The following is an 18,790-nucleotide window of genomic DNA, read 5'->3' as shown; positions in this document are numbered from 1 at the left end:
GTGACAGCAGGTTTTAAAAAGATCAAGCTTCTGTATGTTGGAATACAAAATTTCTGTATTAACAAGAGAGAATAATCTGTATTATAAATAGTACAAATTTGTCACGGAGGCGGTATGCCGATTGTCGAGCTGCATGTCCTGGAAGGTTATGGGACGGATGAAAAGCGTCGGTTGCACACGGCATTGACCGATGCAGTTCGGCTTGTCGTTCCCGCCAGCCCCGATGCGATCACAGTAATGATCCACGAAATGAAAGCTGCCAACTATTCGCGCGGTGGCAAACAGCGCAAAGGAGCGCCGGCCCTTGGTGATGCAGGGGAGATAGTCAGGGCTTTTCTTAAGACCATGGAAGCTCGTGAAATCGAGGCCGCACGAGCGTTTCTAGCAGAAGACTTTGCCATGTTTTTTCCCGGTGCTCAGCCAATGCATGAGCTCGAAACGTTGATCAAGTGGGCGACGCAGCGCTACCGCTTTGTCAAGAAAGCTTACTTGGGTTTCGATGTCATGCAGAGTTCCGGGCCTGAAGTTCTGGTTTATTGCCGGGGCACGCTGTCGGGCGAATGGCTCGACGGAACGCCATTTGAAAACATCCGTTTTATCGATCGATTCGAACTGGTGAAGGGCAAAATCAGCCGCCAGGACGTTTGGAATGACATTGCTGAAGTAAAGGCAGGTTTATGAGCGATATTGACCCCATCACCTTGTCGGTTTTGGCGGGGCGCATGGAACAGATTGCGGATGAAATGGACGCAACGCTGTTCCGGGCGGCTTTCAACCCGATAATTGCCGAGGCACATGATGCCAGCCATGGTCTCTACCATGCCGATACTGGAGACACACTGGTTCAAGGCAAGTCGGGTCTACCGATTTTCGTTGGCGTGATGGCCTTCGCAGTCAAGGCGGTCATCGAAAAGGCAGCCTCCGAGGGAGACTTGCAGGACGGGGATATTTTCATCTTCAATGACGCGCATATTGGCGGAACGCACCTGTCTGATATGCGTCTCGTCCGGCCGTATTTCCGGGACGGTGAATTGTTTTGTTATCTTGCTTCGGTCGGGCATTGGCATGATGTCGGAGGGGCCGTGCCTGGCAACTACAACCCTGCTGCCACTGAGGTATTTCAAGAAGCTTTTGTGCTTCCACCGGTGCGGCTTGCCCGTGCTGGTGTCATCAACCAGGACATCATAGACATCCTTCTTCGCAACACCCGGCTACCGCAATCCGCAATGGGAGATTTGAACGGGCAGCTGAGTGCGCTGGACCTCGGCACAAAGCGAATGGATGAGTTGATGGAGGAGTATGGTGCTGAAACAGTTGGGTCGGCGCTAGATTCCTTGGGTCATCGCGCTGAAGCTCTGATGCGGTCTGAATTGAAGGAACTGCCAAACGGACGCTGGGAAGCGGAAGACTATCTCGACAATGATGGCATAACGGATGAGCCACTGGCCATTCGCGTAGCGCTTCAGATCAGCGACGACAAAATGACGCTCGACTTTTCCGGTTCGGCGGATCAATGCGCAGGGCCGGTGAATATCGCGCTGCCAACCACTGTTGCGACTGCCTATGTCGCGATTAAACACATCTTTCCGACCCTGCCGGCAAACGCTGGCGTCATGCGGCCCATCGATGTGATCGTGCCTGAAGGGTCGTTGCTCTCAGCCGAGTTTCCGGCCCCGACCGGTGGCTATACCGAAACAATCCTTAGAATGATTGACGTCATTTTTTCAGCCTTTGCAAAGGCAGCTCCCGACCGTGTTGTCGCAAACGCCTATGGCACCATCAATGCTTTGTCTATCGCCGGAAAGAGAAGCAATGGCCAGCCTTGGGTGATGTTCAGCTTCTATGGAGGTGGACATGGCGGGTCGCCGGAAAGCGATGGTCTCAATCACGGCAATGCACCGATTTCAACCGCGACCATTCCACCGATGGAAATCCTTGAGGCCGCCTATCCGGTGATGTTTCGAAAGTGGGCGCTAAGATCTGACAGCTCAGGAGCCGGCAAGCACAGAGGAGGGATGGGGGCAGTCTACGAGATAGAGGTGCTGGAGGAAAACGGAGCGGAAGCATTCCTGTTTGGCGAGCGGGGGCGTTTCGCGCCCAAGGGGATTGCGGATGGACAAGACGGTGCGATGAACAGGTTTTCCTTCGAACAGGATCACGGTTGGGAAACACCGCCACTAGCATCCAAAATGCGGGGTATCAAATTGCGCCAGGGTCAGGGCGTGCGTCTGGAAACACCTGGCGGCGGTGGTTACGGAAAAGCCGAGGAGCGCGTTGCTGAAGATGTTGCCCGTGATGTTGCCCGAGGCCTTGTGAACCCAGCTACAGCAGACCGCCTATACGGAGTTGCCTGGCGGGAGGTCTCCCAATGAGTGTGCGCATGATTGGCGTCGATGTCGGCGGCACTTTCACGGACGTCTTTGTTTTGAACGAAACGGATGGCAGTGCGTCCGTTGCTAAGGTGCCGACAACCCGTCCAGATCAGTCAGGCGGATTTCTGGATGGTATCGCCCGACAGGTTTCTGACCTTGCCGGGATATCTGTCGTGGTTCACGGAACAACAGCAGGAACAAACGCCTTGCTCGAGCGCAAGGGTGCAACCACAGGCGTCATTTGTACCGAAGGTCTGCGAGATGTTCTGGAAATGCGTCGCCGAGACCGGCCCCGTACCTGGGGCTTACGCGGAGATTTCGAACCGGTCGTGGATCGGCGCAATCGTCTGGAAGTTCCTGAAAGGACGCTTGCCGACGGTTCAATCCGCACTCCGGTCGATCTTGAGGCTGTTAGGGCCGCTGCCAAACAATTGAAAGAGCAAGGCTGCGAAGCGGTTGCGATCTTGTTTGCCAACTCATATGCAAATCCACAAAACGAAACGGCTGCAGTCAATGTCGTGCGCGAGATCTGGCCGAACCCTCATGTCTCGGCGTCTTCGGAGATCCTGCCGGAAATCCGTGAATTCGAGCGATTTTCCACAACAGCCCTGAATGCCTACCTGCAGCCCGAAGTTTCCGGGTATCTGGATCGTCTGGAGGGTGCGCTCAAGTTGGGCGGTTTCGACGGCGAATTCATGATTGTGCAATCCAACGGCGGGGTCATGGCAGTGGATACTGCGTGCCGTTTGCCGGTACGCACTGCTTTGTCAGGTCCAGCTGCCGGAGTGATCGCAGCCGGTTACATTGCGTCTTCAGCTGGCTTCGACAATGTCATTACGGGAGATATGGGCGGAACCAGTTTTGATGTGTCCCTGATCTCTCAAGGTCACTCAATGCTGTCACCGCAAACTTCCATTGATTTCGGGATGGTTGTTCGTACACCGATGATCGAAATTACGACGATCGGGGCTGGTGGCGGGTCGATTGCCTGGGTTGATAAGGGAGGGCTCCTCAATATCGGACCGGAAAGCGCAGGTTCTGATCCAGGGCCGGTGGCCTATGGTTTGGGCAACACGCGGCCCACGGTAACCGATGCGAACGTCGTTCTTGGTCGGATCGACCCTGAAAATCCAATTGGCGGCAAGCTTGCCAGGCTTGATGTAGATGCTGCGGCAAAGGCTATCGACAAACATGTCGGCGAGCCTCTTGGGCTTGAAACACTAGCGGCTGCCGAAGCAATTCTTCGCGTTGCCAATTCGCGCATGGCTGGCGCCATCCGGTTGGTGTCCATCGAGCGAGGTTTCGATCCGAAACACTTCGCATTTATGCCATTTGGTGGTGGCGGGGCGTTGCATGCAGGCGCAATGCTTGCCGATGTCGGGATCGCCAAAGCTATCGTGCCCCGATATCCAGGTGTGACATCGGCCATGGGGTGCGTCATTGCGGATATGCGCCAGGACTTTGTTCAAACGATCAACTCTCTGGTTTCAGCGCTGGACGAGGAAGCTCTTGGTCAGTTCATGCAGGCGCATTCCGATCGTGGACAGGCAATGTTAGATGCGGCACGCACCAACTTCGAAGCACGCGAGTACAGCTTTGAGCTGGATATGGCTTATGTTGGGCAGACACACACTGTCTCCGTGCCACTGGACATTCAGGTTAAAGACGGAGTGGTTTTTCCACCAACTCGATCTGAAATCGAGGTCGCCTTCGATCGGGTCTATGAAGGCACGTTTGGAAGGCTGTTGAAGAACGGTATTCGCCGGATTCTTAATTTGCGGAGCGCAGTCACCGGCAAACGCCCCAAATTTGACTTGAAAACGCTCGCGCCAGCCGTTGAAGGTGCTGTCTCTCCGAAAAACAGCCGGCAGGTTCATTTCGATGACACTTGGCATGACACGTTGATTTACGACCGACTAACGCTTCCAGTTGGTGCCGTGATCCAAGGACCGGCCATATTGGAACAGCCCGACACAACGGTTCTGGTTGAGCCAAATCTTCAGGCACGCGTCGATGCTTTTGGAAACACCATTATCGAACCCACGGAGGTCCCATCGTGAATGAGCCGACAAACTGGGATCTGGCCAGGACGGCACTCCTGACGATTGATCTGCAGAACGACTTTCTTCATCCAGAAGGAGCCTACGGTCGGGCAGGACAGCGCGCAGATTCAATAGCTGCACTTCCGAAACGCATTGCACCTTTGGTAAAAACTTTGCGGGATCGTGGAGGTCACTATATCTCGGCGCAGTTTACTCTAGTACCCGATGCGCGCGGGGAACCGCTCATCGCGCCTCACTTGAAGAAACTGCGCCCCTTTCTCGGCAAGGGAGACTTTGCACCGGGGAGTTTCGGCAACACGCTGGTAGACGAACTTTTCCCGGCGGATTTCGTAGTGGAGAAGGTGGCCTATTCGGCATTCTATCAAACCAGGCTTGAGTACATCATGAGAGCTGTCGGTATCGATAACCTTATTGTCGGTGGCATCGTGACCAACGGCGGCGTTGCGTCCACTTTGCGAGACGCACACTTGCGTAACATCGACACGATGCTCCTGACCGATGGCAGTGCGGCATTCAAGGATGATGTGCACCAGGCAACACTCCTGTCGCTTGCAACGGTCACTCACCAGATGAGCTGCAGAGATGCGTCAGCCTGGTTGGAGGCAGCCGCATGAGCCTTAAATCTCGTCTTCAGCAAAGCAACATTCTGGTTGCCCCTGGTGTCTATGACGGCCTCACGGCGTCCCTGGCTGCAGCCGCCGGGTTTGAAGCGCTTTATTTGAGTGGCGCAGCTGTTTCCTATACTCGTCTTGGCCGACCGGACATCGGTCTGACAGCAGTCACCGAAATGGCTGACACGATGGCGTTGATCGCGGACCGAACTGAATTGCCGGTGATTATCGATGCAGATACCGGGTTCGGAAATGCGCTGAACGCACAGCGCACCATGCGCCTATATGAGCGAGCAGGGGCGTCCGCACTGCAGGTGGAAGACCAAACCTACCCGAAGCGATGTGGACATCTGGCAGACAAGTCCCTGATACCAGCCGATGAGATGGCGGGTAAGGTCAGAGCAATGGCAGATGCCCGCAACTCTGAAGACACGCTGATCATTGCACGCACTGATGCAATTGCGGTTGAAGGCTTTCAGGCTGCGATAGATCGCGCTGACGCATACCTTGAAGCCGGTGCTGATGTGCTTTTCATCGAGGCTCCGCAATCGCGGGCACAGCTCACAGAGATCGCACAGATATTTGCCCCTCGCGTTCCCTTGCTTGCCAATATGGTGGAAGGTGGAGCAACGCCGATCACCGGAGCTGACGATCTGGAAGAACAAGGATATTCGATCGTCATATTCCCAGGCGGGATCGTACGCGCGATTGGACGGACGGCGGTTGAGTACTATGAAAGCCTTCGTCAGAACGGCAGTAACCGGCCCTTTGCGGACAAAATGTTCGATTTCAACGGGTTGAATGACGTGATCGGCACAGCTGACATGCTTGCCAAAGGCGTTGCCTATGACCGAAATGACAGTTGATGTCGCCGCACCGCCTGACGCATTCGATCTAGATTGCGAGACCTTGATTGTCGGTGCAGGCGCTGCCGGGTTGGTTGCCGCTCTCGCGGCACATGAAACTGGGCAATCAGTATTGGTTGTTGAAGCAGACGCTGTACCCAGTGGGTCAACTGCGCTTTCTGCAGGACTCATTCCCGCTGCTGGCACCAAGCTTCAGACGGCACAAGGTATTGAGGATGATGCGACGCTCTTTGCTGCGGACATTCAGGCAAAGGCAAAGCATGAGAACGAGCAGTTATTGGTTGAGCGCCTGGCGAAAAACGCCGGACCAACAATAGACTGGCTCAGCGACAGGTATCAGCTTCCGTTCTCGGTCATAACGAACTTTGAATATCCAGGCCATAGTCGTCACCGAATGCACGGGTTGCCGACGCGATCCGGAGCCGAATTGATCAATGCTTTGAGGTCAACCTGCGAACGCTGCGATATCGATATTATTTGTGAGCGTCGTGCGGCGCGTCTTTTTTGCAAAGACGGGAATGTTCTGGGTATTGCGGTCAGACGTCCCGATGGCGGTGCCGAGACTATCGGGTGCAAAAAACTGATCCTTGCGTGCAATGGTTTTGGCGGTAATCGGGACCTGGTTCGCCAGCTCCTGCCTGACATAGAAGGCGGACTTTGGTTTGGCCACGACGGCAATCGGGGGGAAGCGCTCCTTTGGGGGCAAGAGATTGGTGCTGAACTAAACAATCTGGGAGCCTATCAGGGACATGGCAATGTTGCTCACCCGCATGGAATCTTGATCACTTGGGCCGTGATTGCTCAAGGAGGTGTCCAGGTCAATCGCGATGGTTTGCGGTTCTGGAACGAAGCACAGGGCTACTCTGAAGCTGCACGTGCGGTGCTGGCACAGCCAGAGGGGATTGCTTTCACCATTTTTGACAGTCGAATTGCCGCAATTGCCAGGCAGTTTGAGGACTTCAAGCAAGCTGAGGGCGTTGGTGCGGTTAAGGTCAGCGAAACACTGGAAGGACTGGCACAAGAACTGGGCTTGCCCGTCGAACCGTTTTTGAAAACGATGGCGACGCTTCCCGCAAGGGGGAAAGACGAATTCGGTCGTGAATTCGTATCGGAGCAACTCGCCGCTCCATTTTGTGGGGTCCGGGTCACCGGCGCATTGTTTCACACACAGGGCGGTCTGCGAACGGATGAAAACGCACGCGTTCTCCGAACAGACGGAACCGTTTTTCCCAATCTGCATGCCTGTGGCGGTGCCGCCTGTGGTGTGTCGGGCCGGTCTGACAGCGGCTATCTTTCTGGAAACGGATTGTTGAGCGCCGTTGTCCTTGGTCGGCTTGCAGGGCAATCAGTCGGACACAGCAGATGACCCGACCAGCGAAGCTTCGGCTTCAATTTCAACCCTGTGATCTCCAATAAGTCCTGCAACAACGACAAGCGTATTTGCAGGTTTGATATCGGAAAACACACGTCCATGTGCTTTCGAAATGTCGAGGACATCGTCTTCGTCAACGATGTAGATGCGCGTGCGGACAACATCTTGCGCCGACGCCCCCAACGCTGAAAGTGCGGCAAGTATCTTGTCGAGGATATAGGTCGTTTGAGCCGCCGCATCGCCAGGCGCAACTGCGCGAGACAAGCCTGCAACAGCTGTGGTGCCAGAAACCAGGATCCGGTCACCGATCCTGTGGGCACGACAGTAACCGGCGATTTCTTCCCAGTCCGATCCGGTTAAAACGCGGGTTGCGCCGGGTCTATGATCCACAGGCACGGCACTATGTGCCAAGGGCATTTCCGCCAGGTGATGGCTCAAGTCTCCTGACGCCGTTAAAAATGGTGGCCGTCTGTATTCATCACCACAATCGCCGGGAACTTCGTGAGTGGTTTTGAACGCTTGGTCGAGACGTTCCCGGTCTTCTGTTTCCAGCGCGAAGGAAAACAGTTTGGCATTGTCGGTAATGTGTTCGCTCTCACCAAGGCGAGCACCAACGATGACGCCTGCAACCGCGGCCTGTTCCAGTACCCAGCGTGTCGCGACATTTGCCAATGAAACTTGGTGTTTTGTTGCAACTTCTGAAGCTGCCTCAAGAATGTTCTGGAATCCGGCCCACCCCCCGGTGGCGTCGATGAACCGTTTGTATTTCATCTTCGACCAGTCCGTCAGATCCAATGGTTCTGGCTGGCCAAGCCAGCGATCGGACAGGAAGCCGCCACACAAGGTGCCATAGGCCAGAAGGCTTACATTGAAAGAGGCACAAAGGTCTGAAAGTTGGCCCAGCGCACGGCGATCGACCATCGAGAAGGAAACCTGATTTGTCGCAAGAGGGATGCCGTCAGCAAGAGCAAGTCGCAAATGCGCAGCGTCGAAATTTGTGACGCCAAGGGCTTTAATCAAGCCTTCTTCTCTTAGCCTGGTCATTTCATGAAGCGCGTCGAGCCATGCTGGGTGTTCAAAGCTCCACCAGTGAAACTGCAACAGATCGATACAATCGGTTCCAAGCCGATCCAGCCGTTCCTGAACGCCAGCACGAACGATTTCCGGGGTCATTGGGCCGGGTTCCGGGCACCATTTTGTACAAATCTGCGGTTTGCGAGCGTCTTGATGGCGAGTGAGCAGGCGGCCCGCAATGAGTTCTGCACTGCCGTAATGATCGGCCATGTCAAACGTCGAAAAACCGGCGTTGAAATAGGTCTCAAGGTGGTCAGCTGCCTTGTCCGGGTCAAGCAGGTCACCGGTCTTTTCGATATCGGCAACTTGCCACAAACCTGTCACAAGTCGGCTGATTTCCAGTTCACTTGAAATGGCATGGCGCAGGGGCGCAGCGGTCATTGAAATTCTTTCAGGTTTCCGGAAGCAGCAATTTGAAGCTTCGTTCGATATCCAGGGCGAGGGCCTTTTGAGCTGCCTTGCGGTCATTTTTTCGCAAGGCGGCAATGATCTCTTCGTGATGAATGTGTTCAGGTATCTCGTTGGCGGCCTTTTCCTTTACCACCAGATTCAGGAAGGCTCCGTATTGCAACCACAGGGCTTCGACCAACGGCAGGATAACTCTTGAACCGGATTGTCTATATAGACTGAAATGAAAGTCATAGTTTTGCTTCAGATCCGGCATGTCGTCTGCTGATCTGGGAGCAACAATAATGCGTTCAAGTGTGTCGATGGCAACGTCGTCGATACGGTCCATTGCTTCTTCCAGCAAAAGCGCTTCCAGTGCCAGGCGTGCTGATTTGAGTTCACGCATTCTGTCCGCGTCAAAAGGGGGGACCTCAAGCGTTCGGCTTGGCGTATCAACGAGCGCGCCCTCGGCAACCAGTCGGCGGACAGCTTCACGAACTGGTGTCATGGATGTGCCGAGCTGATCTGCGAGCGTTCTAAGGCTCACCGTTTCTCCGGGTGCAAAAGCACCCCGGGTGAAGGCCTCATGTAAGGCTTCATAGGCGCTTTCTCTCAGCTTCGATTGATCGATCCGCGCGATTTTGGGTTGGCTCATCCCTGTTCCTTCGACCCTTGACGGGTTTCTTGCCTTGACAATTTCAATTTGAGATATGGTATAAAATATCACAGATCACACGCAAGGTGCCAAAACAAAAAAGTGAGGGGCGCGGTGACGGACGAACGCGCTGACAAAGACGAATTGAAGACAGGTCGTGAGGCTGGATTTTGGCTTTATGACCTGAAAGTCGAAACAGTGCTCGATGGCCGTACGCCTGTTTGTCGCCACATTGAGGGCGAAAGTTTCAGCGTTGAGGGAGAGGCGCTTGTGTTCTCAGAAGGCCAGCGTGTGTCCATGTACGCACTTGCCGCTGTCCTCCCTCTGCTTCCAGCCAAGCAACGTGAGACTGATGACAACGATTGGATGAGCACTGACGCAGAGGTGGCTTGTCCTGACCCCCATTGTGGCGGCCGATTTCGGATCACTCGGACGGAAAGAAGATGGTTCAGTCATTCCGGCACCACGGGATTGCCGGACAGCCGCGGAACGCCGTATTGGCAGAAGGACCAGGGAAAATGACGGTCGAAACTGCCGAGCTTCGCCCAGGCTATTCCATCTCGAGGGTTATCAAAGGCGGGTGGCAACTTGCTGGAGATCACGGACCCGTTGTCACGGCTTCGGCGGTCGCAGACATGGAAGCTTTTCTCGACAATGGCATAACCAGCTTCGACTGCGCGGATATCTATACCGGCGTAGAAGAAATGATTGGGAGTTTCATTGCCGATGTGCGTCGGCGGCGTGGGTCTGCTGTTGCCGATCTTGTCCAGGTGCATACGAAGTTGGTTCCCGATCTTGAAAGACTGGCAGGTCTTGCCTCCCACGAGATCGAAGCAATCGTGGACCGGTCACTCCAACGACTGCAAATAGAACGGCTGCATTTGGTGCAATTCTATTGGTGGGACAGGAGCCTCGGGTCGCCTGTACAGGCGATGGAGGTTTTGAAACGCTGCCAGGAGAAGGGCAAGATCGCTCATCTCGGCGTCACCAACTGGGATGTTGAGGAAACGGTTCCCTACCTCGACGCTGGTATCGATCTTGTGTCGACACAGGTCCAGTATTCTCTGCTTGACCGTCGCCCTTCTGTCGACCTGGTGCCCTGGTGCGCCGCACACGATATTAAACTCTTGTGTTACGGAACATTGGCCGGCGGATTTCTGACCGATAGGTGGCTTGGTGTGCCAGACCCCGGTTTCTCATTTGAAAACAGATCCTTGGTCAAATATCGCCTGATAATTGACGAGTTCGGATCCTGGGCGACTTTTCAGGAGCTTCTTGCCTTGCTCAAGGAGATCGGTGAGCGCCATGACACGACTCTCAGTTCCGTTGCCACGCGGTGGGTTCTCCAACAGCCCCAGGTCGCGGCCGCAATTGTTGGCGCCAGATATGCACGGCATTTGCCGCAAACCCTTGATGTGTTCCGATTTGAACTGGATGACGGTGATTTAAAGAGAATCTCGGATTTTCTTGCGCGAGCACCAGGACCACAGGGTCCGGTATTTGCCCTCGAGCGCGACCGAAATGGACGGCACGGTCGTATCATGAAGTACAATCTCAATCATCGTCCGGACGACGCTGTGATGGGTGCAGCAAATGGCTGAAGCTATTCTAAGCCTTTCCGGTATCAGTCGCTCCTTCGGTGAATTCAAGGCAGTTGACAACGTTACGATTGAAATTGAGACCGGGTCCATCACGGGATTGATCGGTCCCAACGGTGCCGGGAAGTCGACACTGTTCAATGTGGTCGCCGGAGAATTGTCCCCGACAACGGGTTCTATCAAGTTGTTCGGGAATGATGTTACCGGCTTGCACCCCGATCAACGGTTTGAATTAGGCCTTGGGCGCACATTTCAGATTCCCAGACCCTTCAAGCGTATGAGCGTTTTGGAAAATGTCATGCTTGCACCAACAGGCCAGACAGGTGAGACGCTTTGGGGAGCGGTTTTCTCCCGTGGCCGTATCGGGGACCAGGAGCAGCGCATTCGAAGAAAAGCGCTGGAAGTATTGGATTTTCTGACACTTCGTCACCTGGCGGATCAACCGGCAGGGAAGATCTCTGGTGGTCAGATGAAACTTCTTGAACTCGCGCGGGTGTTGATGGGCGACCCCAAGGTGATCCTGCTGGATGAGCCCGCAGCTGGCGTCAATCCGGTGCTGACAGAGACGCTGATTGAGAAGATCGAAGAGCTGAACCGCGGCGGCAAGACCTTTCTCATCATTGAGCACGACATGGATTTCGTTATGCGGCACTGCGATCCCGTTGTGGCCATGGCCGAAGGCCGCGTCGTTTTCCAGGGGACATCTTCCGAGGCACAGTCCAATCCTTTGCTGCTCGATGCCTATCTGGGAGCACCGGTCGATGCCTGAGGCCCTCCTGGAAATAACCGCTGTGACCGCGGGTTACGTCCCGGATTTGCCGATACTTCGGGAAGTGTCTCTTCTCGCCAACCACGGCAAGTTGACCGTAATCATTGGACCCAATGGTGCAGGAAAGTCGACCCTGATCAAAGCGGTTGCCGGTCTGCTGAACGTGGACACAGGAAAAATCCGCTTCGAGGGCAGGGATGTTACTGGTTTGTCGCCGGATCTGCTCACCCGAAACGGCATCGCCTATGTGCCGCAGACGGACAACGTCTTTCGAACCATGACCATCCAGCAGAACCTTGAGGTCGCTCTTTCAGTGCAAAAGGATCCATTGGACAGAGTTGAAGTGTTGTTCGATCGCTTCCCTGTACTCAAGGAAAAGAGGCGCGAAAAGGCGGGTTCACTTTCCGGTGGCCAGCGACAGTTTCTGGCGGTTGCAATGGCGCTTGCCGTTGAACCTCGTTTGATCCTCATGGATGAGCCATCCGCTGGCTTGTCTCCCAAGGCTTCCGAAGAGGTGTTGGACCACGTTAAAGGACTGACCCAACAAGGTGTTTCTGTCTTGTTGGTCGAACAGAATGTGAAACAGGCACTAAAACGTGGAGATCATTGCTACGTTTTGGCGGAAGGTCGAAACCAGATAGACGGGCCTGCAGAAGACCTCCTTGAAGATCCGGCTCTCGGACGGATCTATCTTGGCGGTGAAAGGAGAGGGGCGGCATGATCCAGCATCTTGTCGACGGTATCCTGGTGGGCTCATTTCTTTCCCTGGGCGCAATCGGCCTGACCATGGTCATGCATATCTTGCGCTTTGCGAATTTTTCTCACGCAGAGTTGCTGTCGATCGGCGCTTACTGTGCACTTGTTTTCGACAAGCTTTTCGAAAGTCTTTCGCCTGTGTTATCCGCCAAAATCGGTCCTCTTTCGATGACGGCGGCGCTGGCTCTATCGATCCTTATCTCGATGGCGCTGACTGGGTTGAGTGCTGTTGCCATAGACCGTCTTGTATTCAGACGCGTTCGAGAGAAGGGTGGTGAACTCTCGATGGTGTTCGCGTCCTTTGGCATGTCGCTTGTAATTCGAAACGTCATCGGATTGATTTTCGGACTGTCCAGCGAGCTCTATTCACGTGACATAGCGTTCGCAATGGTGATTTCACGCGATCCGTTGTTGTTGGTGAAACCCGATCAGGTCTTCGTCCTGATCGCGGCGCTGCTCATCATGTTTGCGCTTTATCTGGTTCTGTCGAGAACAAGGTTCGGCTTCGCCTTGCGCGCCATAGCCGAGAATCCAAGCCTTGCTCAAGTGCACGGCGTGAACTTGAAACGTATGATCGTTGCGGTTTGGCTGATTGGCGGTTCGCTTGGAGCGATCGCAGGGGTTTTCTACGGTCTCAGTTATCAAATCACGCCAGTGATGGGGCGCGATCTGGTGCTGCCGATTTTTGCTGCAACAATCGTTGGCGGCATCGGCAGTGTTTATGGCGCGGTACTTGGCGGGTTTATCGTCGGTGTCGCATCAAACGTTGCGCTCGTCATACTTCCTTCGGGGTACAGCCCATCAGTTCCGTTCCTGATGATATTGCTGGTCCTACTGATCCGGCCAAATGGTCTCTTTGGGGAGGCCCGCGCGTGATCGGTGTCGTTTCCTATCTTGTGTTTTTCACAACAGTGGCTGCCATATTGGGCATCGCGGTCATGGGCCTGAACCTGCAATGGGGCAACACGGGACTGTTCAACGGCGGTGTGGTGGCTTCTTTCGGTGCAGGTGCATATGCGACGCTCATGCTTGGTGGTCCGCCGCAAGATGGTCATTTCGGCGGTTTCGGCCTCAGCTATCCGCTCGCCTTGGCTGGGGGCATGCTTGCCGCTGGTGTTCTTGCCTGGGTCGTCGGCAAACTGACATTACGACTGCGCCACGACTATCTGGCGATTGCGACCTTCGGGGTGGCGGTCGCATTTGAAAACGTGATGAGAAATGCGACCACGATCACAGGCGGGGCGCAGGGCATACGTGGTTTCGAGCGCCCCTTGAGAGCACTGCTTGGTGATGGTTTTACCTACAATGTGGTGTTTCTGGCTGGCGTGCTTGTCACACTCTTGCTGGTCTATGTGTTCTTGGAACGGTTGACCGTATCACCCTTCGGCCGGTTGTTGCGCGCAATCCGGGAAGATGAAACCGCCGCCAGATCACTTGGCAAGGCACCGGATCGTATCCGTTTGATTTCATTTGTGACCGGGTCGGTGATCATAGGTCTATCCGGTGGGCTCTATGCCACCTTTTACGCCTTCGTCAGTCCGCAAGATGTTCTCCCCATTCTGACTTTCCAGATTTGGGCAATGCTTATCGTGGGTGGTGCAGGAAACACCAAAGGCGCATTGGCAGGAGCGTTCTTAATTTGGGGCGCTTGGACGTTTTCGGGTTGGGCGTTGTCGCGCTTCGCACCTGTTGAAGCACAGCTTTACACCGGATCAATCCAGTTTGTGCTGATCGGTCTGGTTATCGTCGGCATGCTGCTCTGGAGACCTCAAGGTCTCTTCCCCGAGCGGCTGGTCGTTTCTCAACCCGGTCAGAACCGGGAAAAGACACAAGCAGAGGGGTTCACATGAAAAAGCTACTAACATTAGCGGCCTTCGCGGCCGGCATGTCGGGTCTGAGTGTCAGCGCTCAAGCACAGGACTGTACGACAAAGGTCGGAGCAGTGCTGCCAACTTCGGTGGATTGGGGTCGTCCCATAGCCGAGGTGGCACAATTTGCGGTCGACCAGGTCAACGAAGCCGGCGGTGCGGCCGGCTGCAAAATCGAAATGGTGTTGCGTGACACCCAGGTCGACCCGAAAGTCGGCGTGGACGCTGCCAAGGCGCTTGTCGATCTTGAGGGTGTGAATGTATTGCTTGGCGCGGTCTCGTCTGGTGTCTCCATGCCTATTCTGACGTCCGTGACGGCCCCTGGTGGCGTTATGCAAATGTCCTGTTGTTCTTCCTCCACTGCCTTCACCAAATTGTCGGAAGAAGGCAAGACCAATGGCCTTTGGTTTCGGACATTTGCGACGACCGCGGTTCAGTCCGCCATGGGTGCAAAAGTTGCTGCCGATAAAGGCTATAAGTCAGTCGCCATTCTTTATAAGAACGACGACTGGGGACAGGATATGGCGCGTTTGATCGCCGCCGATTTCGCTGCAGCCGGTATCGATGTCACAGGGTCTGTGGCGATCAATGACGCCCAACCCTCCTATCGTGCTGAAGTTACGGAAGCTCTGGGTGGTTCGCCTGATGCCATCTACCTGGCGCTCTATCCGAACGAAGGAACTTCGGCGGTTCGTGAGTGGATTTCACTTGGCGGAACTCAAAACATGATCCTGGCGAACTCTCTGAAATCGGATGAATTCAGGGACAATGTCGGGCTTCAGTATCTTGAAAACGCACTGGGCACAGACACCGCATCACCGCGTGTCGCCAGCGCAGATGCTTTTAAGGCTGCTTATGTCGAAAAGTTTGGTTCCGAACCGAACGGGCCAGGGCTTGCAAACAGTTTTGATGCCGCAATGATCGCGCTTCTTGCAATGGAAGCAGCTGGTGCCAATGCATCGGGTGCTGATATTGCTGCAGCCGTTGCCAAGGTCACTGACCCGGATGGCGCGCCGGTAACGGCAGATGTTGCAGGCTTTACGACGGCGAAGGAAACGCTAGCAGGCGGCGGAACGGTGAAATATCAGGGGGCAACCGGCGACGTGCGGTTCGACGCAAATGGCGACGTTTCCGCTCCGGCCGTTATCTGGAAGTTCACCGACAGTGGTACTGACGAGGTGGAATACCTCTCACTTGGTGAAGTCGACACTTTCATTGCGTCGCTGAAGAAGTAGAAACTTTGATTGAATGCCCGGCGCACAAGCGTCGGGTATTCATTGCTCCGGTTTCTCGGCCTGCTTTGCTGACGCTTGACAAAAAAGAACCCGGCCGAGAGGCCGGGTTTCAGTTGGCTGCAAAAATAAGCAGCTTCCGGTTGGGGAGGAAGATACCAAAAGAGCTAGTGGGTCAGCACTTGCTCCAGAAACAGTTTCGTTCTCGGATTTGTGGGGTTCTCGAAGAATGAAATCGGATCGGCTTCTTCGACGATTTGCCCTGCATCCATGAAGATCACTCGGTCTGCGACACGTTTTGCAAAGCCCATTTCGTGGGTTACGCAGATCATGGTCATGCCTTCTTTTGCAAGAGTTTCCATGACATCCAGAACTTCGCCGATCATTTCAGGATCGAGAGCCGAGGTCGGTTCGTCGAACAAGAGAATGTCTGGCTTCATGCAAAGTGCTCTTGCAATAGCAACACGTTGCTGTTGCCCTCCGGACAGCTGACCAGGATACTTTTGAACCTGATCCGCAATCCGAACCTTTTCAAGATACTGCATGGCATGCGTTTCTGCCTCGGCTTGACTTTCTTTGCGCGCAAGCACCGGAGCCAGCGTACAGTTTTCGAGAATGGTCATGTGCGGAAACAGATTAAAATGCTGAAAAACCATGCCGACGTCACGGCGAAGCAATTCGATGTTGTGTGCGTCGGCGTATATCTCGTCGCCATGGATCAGGATTTCTCCCGATTGGTGCTCTTCAAGCTGATTGATTGTTCTGATCATGGTCGATTTGCCTGAGCCGGACGGACCGCAAACAACAATTTTTTCGCCTTTGGTGACCGACAGCTCGATGTCTTTCAAGGCGTGGAAACTTCCGTAATACTTATTCACATGTCGGAGTTCGACGGCAGGTATTTCCATTTTACGTTTCCTCCTTGATGGCGGCGGTCACGATGATCTCGACTTTCAATACATCCCTGGCAAGACGCGCTTCTCCGCACGCGCGTGCAGGCGCGTGGCCTTCCGGCACCCATTGGTCCCAGACCGCATTCATTTCTGGGAAATCGGCCATATCAGCGAGCCAGACGATGGCCTGCAGGATGTGCTCGCGATCCGACCCTGCTTCGACAAGCAGGGCGTCAACTCTGGACAGGCAGTCACGTGTTTGGTCCGCAACTGTATCGCCAGCACCGACCTGTCCACACAGATAAGCAACGCCATTGTGCTTGACGATCTTGCTCATGCGCGTGCCTGTATGAAGCCGCTCAATCATTTAGAAGCCTTTCTGTATCCGCGATTGGCAAGGACACTTGAAATTTCGTCCAGGATGGCTGGGTCATCGATCGCAGCCGGCATTTTGAACGCCTCGTTGTCGGCAAGTTTCTGCATGGTTCCTCGCAAAACCTTGCCTGATCGTGTTTTCGGCAGACGCTCGACTTCCATCGCGGTCTTAAAGGCCGCGACCGCGCCGATTTTTTCTCTGACAAGAGAAACGAGTTCTCGCTCCAACTCGACGGGGTCTCGGCTTGCACCATCGTTTTGGACAAAGAAACCGATAGGCAATTGCCCCTTGAGCGCGTCTGCCGCTCCCACGACAGCGCACTCGGCAATGTCTTGATGTGCTGCGATGACTTCTTCCATAGCGCCGGTTGAAAGGCGGTGACCGGCGACATTGATGATGTCGTCCGTGCGAGCCATGATGAAAACATATCCGTCTTCATCGACAATTCCGGCATCAGATGTCGCGTAGTAACCTGGAAAGTCTTCCAGATAGGCTTTGTGGAAGCGCTCTTCCGCATTCCATAGTGTAGGTGTTCCCGATGGGGGCAGGGGCAGCTTGCAGACAATGTTGCCAAGCGTTCCAGCAGGTAACTGACGACCTTCATCATCCAGCACTTCAATCCTGTAGCCGGGCATTGGGACGCCGGGTGAACCAGGTTTGACGGGAAGGACACCTAGGCCGACTGGATTGCCAGACATTGGCCAGCCCGTTTCGGTCTGCCACCAATGGTCGACTACCGGGCGTTTCAGTTTCTGCTGCGCCCATTCGATCGTTGCCGGGTCGGAGCGTTCACCGGCCAGAAACAGGGTGCGGAAATGGTTGAGGTCGTGCTGGTCGATGAGTGCACCTGAAGGGTCTTCCTTGCGGATCGCGCGAAACGCTGTCGGTGCAGTAAACAGAGCTACGACCTTGTGATCCTGAATAACCCTCCAGAAGGCACCTGCGTCAGGTGTCCCGACCGGCTTTCCTTCATACACAACCGTCGCACACCCATGGAGGAGGGGGGCGTAACAAATATAGGAATGGCCAACGACCCAGCCGACATCCGAGGCAGCCCAGAACACTTCGCCCGGTTTGACGTCATAGTGGTGTTCCATGGACCATTTCATCGCGACCATGTGGCCGCCCGTATCTCGCACGACACCTTTGGGCTGTCCGGTGGTCCCGGATGTATAAAGAATATAGGCAGGGTCTGTCGCCAGGACCGGAATACATTCCGGCAGCGTTCCCTTTGTTGCACCCACTTCCGTTGAATAGTCGAGATCCTGCCCATCGATCATATCGGCAGTCAGCGCGTCGCGCTGCAAGATGATGCATTTTTCGGGCTTGTCCTCGGACATCGCGATAGCGGCATCAAGAAGCGGTTTGTAGGCAACGATCCGGTTTGGTTCAATGCCGCAAGATGCAGAGATGATTACCTTTGGTTTGGCGTCTTCGATTCGTGTCGCCAGTTCGGCGGCTGCAAATCCGCCGAAAACGACAGAGTGAATTGCACCCAGTCGCGCACAGGCCAGCATCGAGAAGATGGCTTCCGGAACCATCGGCATATAGATGATGACCCTGTCACCCTTGTCGACACCGTTTAGCCGAAGAACTTCAGCCAGTGCTCCAATCTCTGACTGGAGATCATGAAAGGAATACCGCTTGACGGCTTGGGTGACGGGACTGTCATAAACCAAGGCGAGTCGATCGCCGTTTCCAGCGGCAACATGCCTGTCGACTGCGTTCCAGCAGGTGTTGCAGACACCATCGGGAAACCATCGGCCATAGGCGCCCATATCAGGGTCGAACGCCGTTTCAGGTGCTTTTATCCAGTCGATACTGCGCGCCGCATTCATCCAGAAACGTTCAGGATCGGTGGACCATTCGGCGTAGGTTTGCTTGTAACGACTCATGGG

At 54.7% G+C, this 18,790-nt stretch carries 18 protein-coding genes; 13 read left to right on the top strand and 5 right to left on the bottom strand.

The features are described 5' to 3' along the window. The first annotated feature begins 114 nt into the window (after nt 1-114). The 6 genes from FIV00_RS17390 to FIV00_RS17365 are packed head-to-tail and all read left to right on the top strand — an operon-like array spanning nt 115 to nt 7,278. A complete protein-coding gene (locus FIV00_RS17390; RefSeq protein WP_152501931.1) occupies nt 115-681 on the top strand; it encodes a tautomerase family protein in 567 nt (188 codons plus the stop codon). Further along, entirely contained in the window at nt 678-2,372 is a 1,695-nt protein-coding gene (locus tag FIV00_RS17385; RefSeq protein ID WP_152501930.1) for a hydantoinase B/oxoprolinase family protein, read from the top strand. Before FIV00_RS17390 ends, FIV00_RS17385 begins: the two co-directional genes overlap by 4 nt. Then, nucleotides 2,369-4,432, top strand: coding sequence for a hydantoinase/oxoprolinase family protein (locus FIV00_RS17380; RefSeq protein ID WP_152501929.1), 2,064 nt, complete (start codon nt 2,369-2,371; stop codon nt 4,430-4,432). Before FIV00_RS17385 ends, FIV00_RS17380 begins: the two co-directional genes overlap by 4 nt. Next, nucleotides 4,429-5,049, top strand: coding sequence for a cysteine hydrolase family protein (locus tag FIV00_RS17375; RefSeq protein WP_152501928.1), 621 nt, complete (start codon nt 4,429-4,431; stop codon nt 5,047-5,049). The genes FIV00_RS17380 and FIV00_RS17375 overlap by 4 nt, the downstream gene beginning before the upstream one ends. Continuing rightward, the gene (locus FIV00_RS17370) at nt 5,046-5,912 is read left to right on the top strand and encodes an oxaloacetate decarboxylase (protein ID WP_152501927.1); all 867 of its coding nucleotides are present in this window, start codon (nt 5,046-5,048) and stop codon (nt 5,910-5,912) included. Before FIV00_RS17375 ends, FIV00_RS17370 begins: the two co-directional genes overlap by 4 nt. Beyond that, nucleotides 5,893-7,278, top strand: a complete 1,386-nt coding sequence (locus FIV00_RS17365; RefSeq protein WP_152501926.1) for an FAD-dependent oxidoreductase — start codon at nt 5,893-5,895, stop codon at nt 7,276-7,278. The genes FIV00_RS17370 and FIV00_RS17365 overlap by 20 nt, the downstream gene beginning before the upstream one ends. Here FIV00_RS17365 and FIV00_RS17360 read toward each other — a convergent pair. After that, a complete protein-coding gene (locus FIV00_RS17360; protein ID WP_152501925.1) occupies nt 7,258-8,739 on the bottom strand; it encodes an aldo/keto reductase in 1,482 nt (493 codons plus the stop codon). The genes FIV00_RS17365 and FIV00_RS17360 overlap by 21 nt on opposite strands. Nucleotides 8,740-8,749: 10 nt before the next feature. Further along, the gene (locus tag FIV00_RS17355; protein WP_152501924.1) at nt 8,750-9,400 is read right to left on the bottom strand and encodes a GntR family transcriptional regulator; all 651 of its coding nucleotides are present in this window, start codon (nt 9,398-9,400) and stop codon (nt 8,750-8,752) included. 114 nt (nt 9,401-9,514) lie between these two features. Between FIV00_RS17355 and FIV00_RS17350 the strand changes: the two genes are divergently transcribed. The 7 genes from FIV00_RS17350 to FIV00_RS17320 are packed head-to-tail and all read left to right on the top strand — an operon-like array spanning nt 9,515 to nt 15,626. Further along, on the top strand, nt 9,515-9,922 hold the full coding sequence (locus FIV00_RS17350) for a TIGR04076 family protein (RefSeq protein WP_152501923.1): 408 nt from the start codon (nt 9,515-9,517) through the stop codon (nt 9,920-9,922). Further along, complete coding sequence (locus FIV00_RS17345) at nt 9,919-11,001, top strand: aldo/keto reductase (protein ID WP_152501922.1); 1,083 nt, start codon at nt 9,919-9,921, stop codon at nt 10,999-11,001. Before FIV00_RS17350 ends, FIV00_RS17345 begins: the two co-directional genes overlap by 4 nt. Beyond that, a complete protein-coding gene (locus tag FIV00_RS17340) occupies nt 10,994-11,767 on the top strand; it encodes an ABC transporter ATP-binding protein (RefSeq protein WP_152501921.1) in 774 nt (257 codons plus the stop codon). The genes FIV00_RS17345 and FIV00_RS17340 overlap by 8 nt, the downstream gene beginning before the upstream one ends. Next, nucleotides 11,760-12,488 carry an ABC transporter ATP-binding protein gene (locus FIV00_RS17335; RefSeq protein ID WP_173006032.1) on the top strand — a complete coding sequence of 243 codons (729 nt, stop codon included), beginning with the start codon at nt 11,760-11,762 and terminating at the stop codon, nt 12,486-12,488. The genes FIV00_RS17340 and FIV00_RS17335 overlap by 8 nt, the downstream gene beginning before the upstream one ends. Continuing rightward, nucleotides 12,485-13,399 (top strand): branched-chain amino acid ABC transporter permease, encoded by a 915-nt coding sequence (locus FIV00_RS17330; protein ID WP_152501920.1) that lies wholly within the window; start codon nt 12,485-12,487, stop codon nt 13,397-13,399. Before FIV00_RS17335 ends, FIV00_RS17330 begins: the two co-directional genes overlap by 4 nt. Next, nucleotides 13,396-14,373 carry a branched-chain amino acid ABC transporter permease gene (locus tag FIV00_RS17325; RefSeq protein ID WP_152501919.1) on the top strand — a complete coding sequence of 326 codons (978 nt, stop codon included), beginning with the start codon at nt 13,396-13,398 and terminating at the stop codon, nt 14,371-14,373. Before FIV00_RS17330 ends, FIV00_RS17325 begins: the two co-directional genes overlap by 4 nt. Continuing rightward, nucleotides 14,370-15,626: an ABC transporter substrate-binding protein gene (locus tag FIV00_RS17320; RefSeq protein WP_152501918.1), complete on the top strand. Its 1,257-nt coding sequence runs from the start codon at nt 14,370-14,372 to the stop codon at nt 15,624-15,626. Before FIV00_RS17325 ends, FIV00_RS17320 begins: the two co-directional genes overlap by 4 nt. Before the next feature lie 164 nt (nt 15,627-15,790). Here FIV00_RS17320 and FIV00_RS17315 read toward each other — a convergent pair whose 3' ends face one another. The 3 genes from FIV00_RS17315 to FIV00_RS17305 are packed head-to-tail and all read right to left on the bottom strand — an operon-like array spanning nt 15,791 to nt 18,787. Next, entirely contained in the window at nt 15,791-16,531 is a 741-nt protein-coding gene (locus FIV00_RS17315; RefSeq protein ID WP_152501917.1) for an amino acid ABC transporter ATP-binding protein, read from the bottom strand. A 1-nt stretch (nt 16,532) separates the two neighbouring features. Continuing rightward, complete coding sequence (locus FIV00_RS17310) at nt 16,533-16,883, bottom strand: RidA family protein (protein ID WP_152501916.1); 351 nt, start codon at nt 16,881-16,883, stop codon at nt 16,533-16,535. After that, the gene (locus FIV00_RS17305) at nt 16,880-18,787 is read right to left on the bottom strand and encodes a propionyl-CoA synthetase (RefSeq protein WP_152501915.1); all 1,908 of its coding nucleotides are present in this window, start codon (nt 18,785-18,787) and stop codon (nt 16,880-16,882) included. The genes FIV00_RS17310 and FIV00_RS17305 overlap by 4 nt, the downstream gene beginning before the upstream one ends. Nucleotides 18,788-18,790: the final 3 nt, after the last annotated feature.

The organism is Labrenzia sp. THAF82 (assembly GCF_009363435.1).
Classification (GTDB): domain Bacteria; phylum Pseudomonadota; class Alphaproteobacteria; order Rhizobiales; family Stappiaceae; genus Roseibium; species Roseibium porphyridii.
The sequence above is the reverse complement of the archived record's forward strand: the minus strand, read 5'-3'. Positions and strand labels throughout refer to the sequence as shown.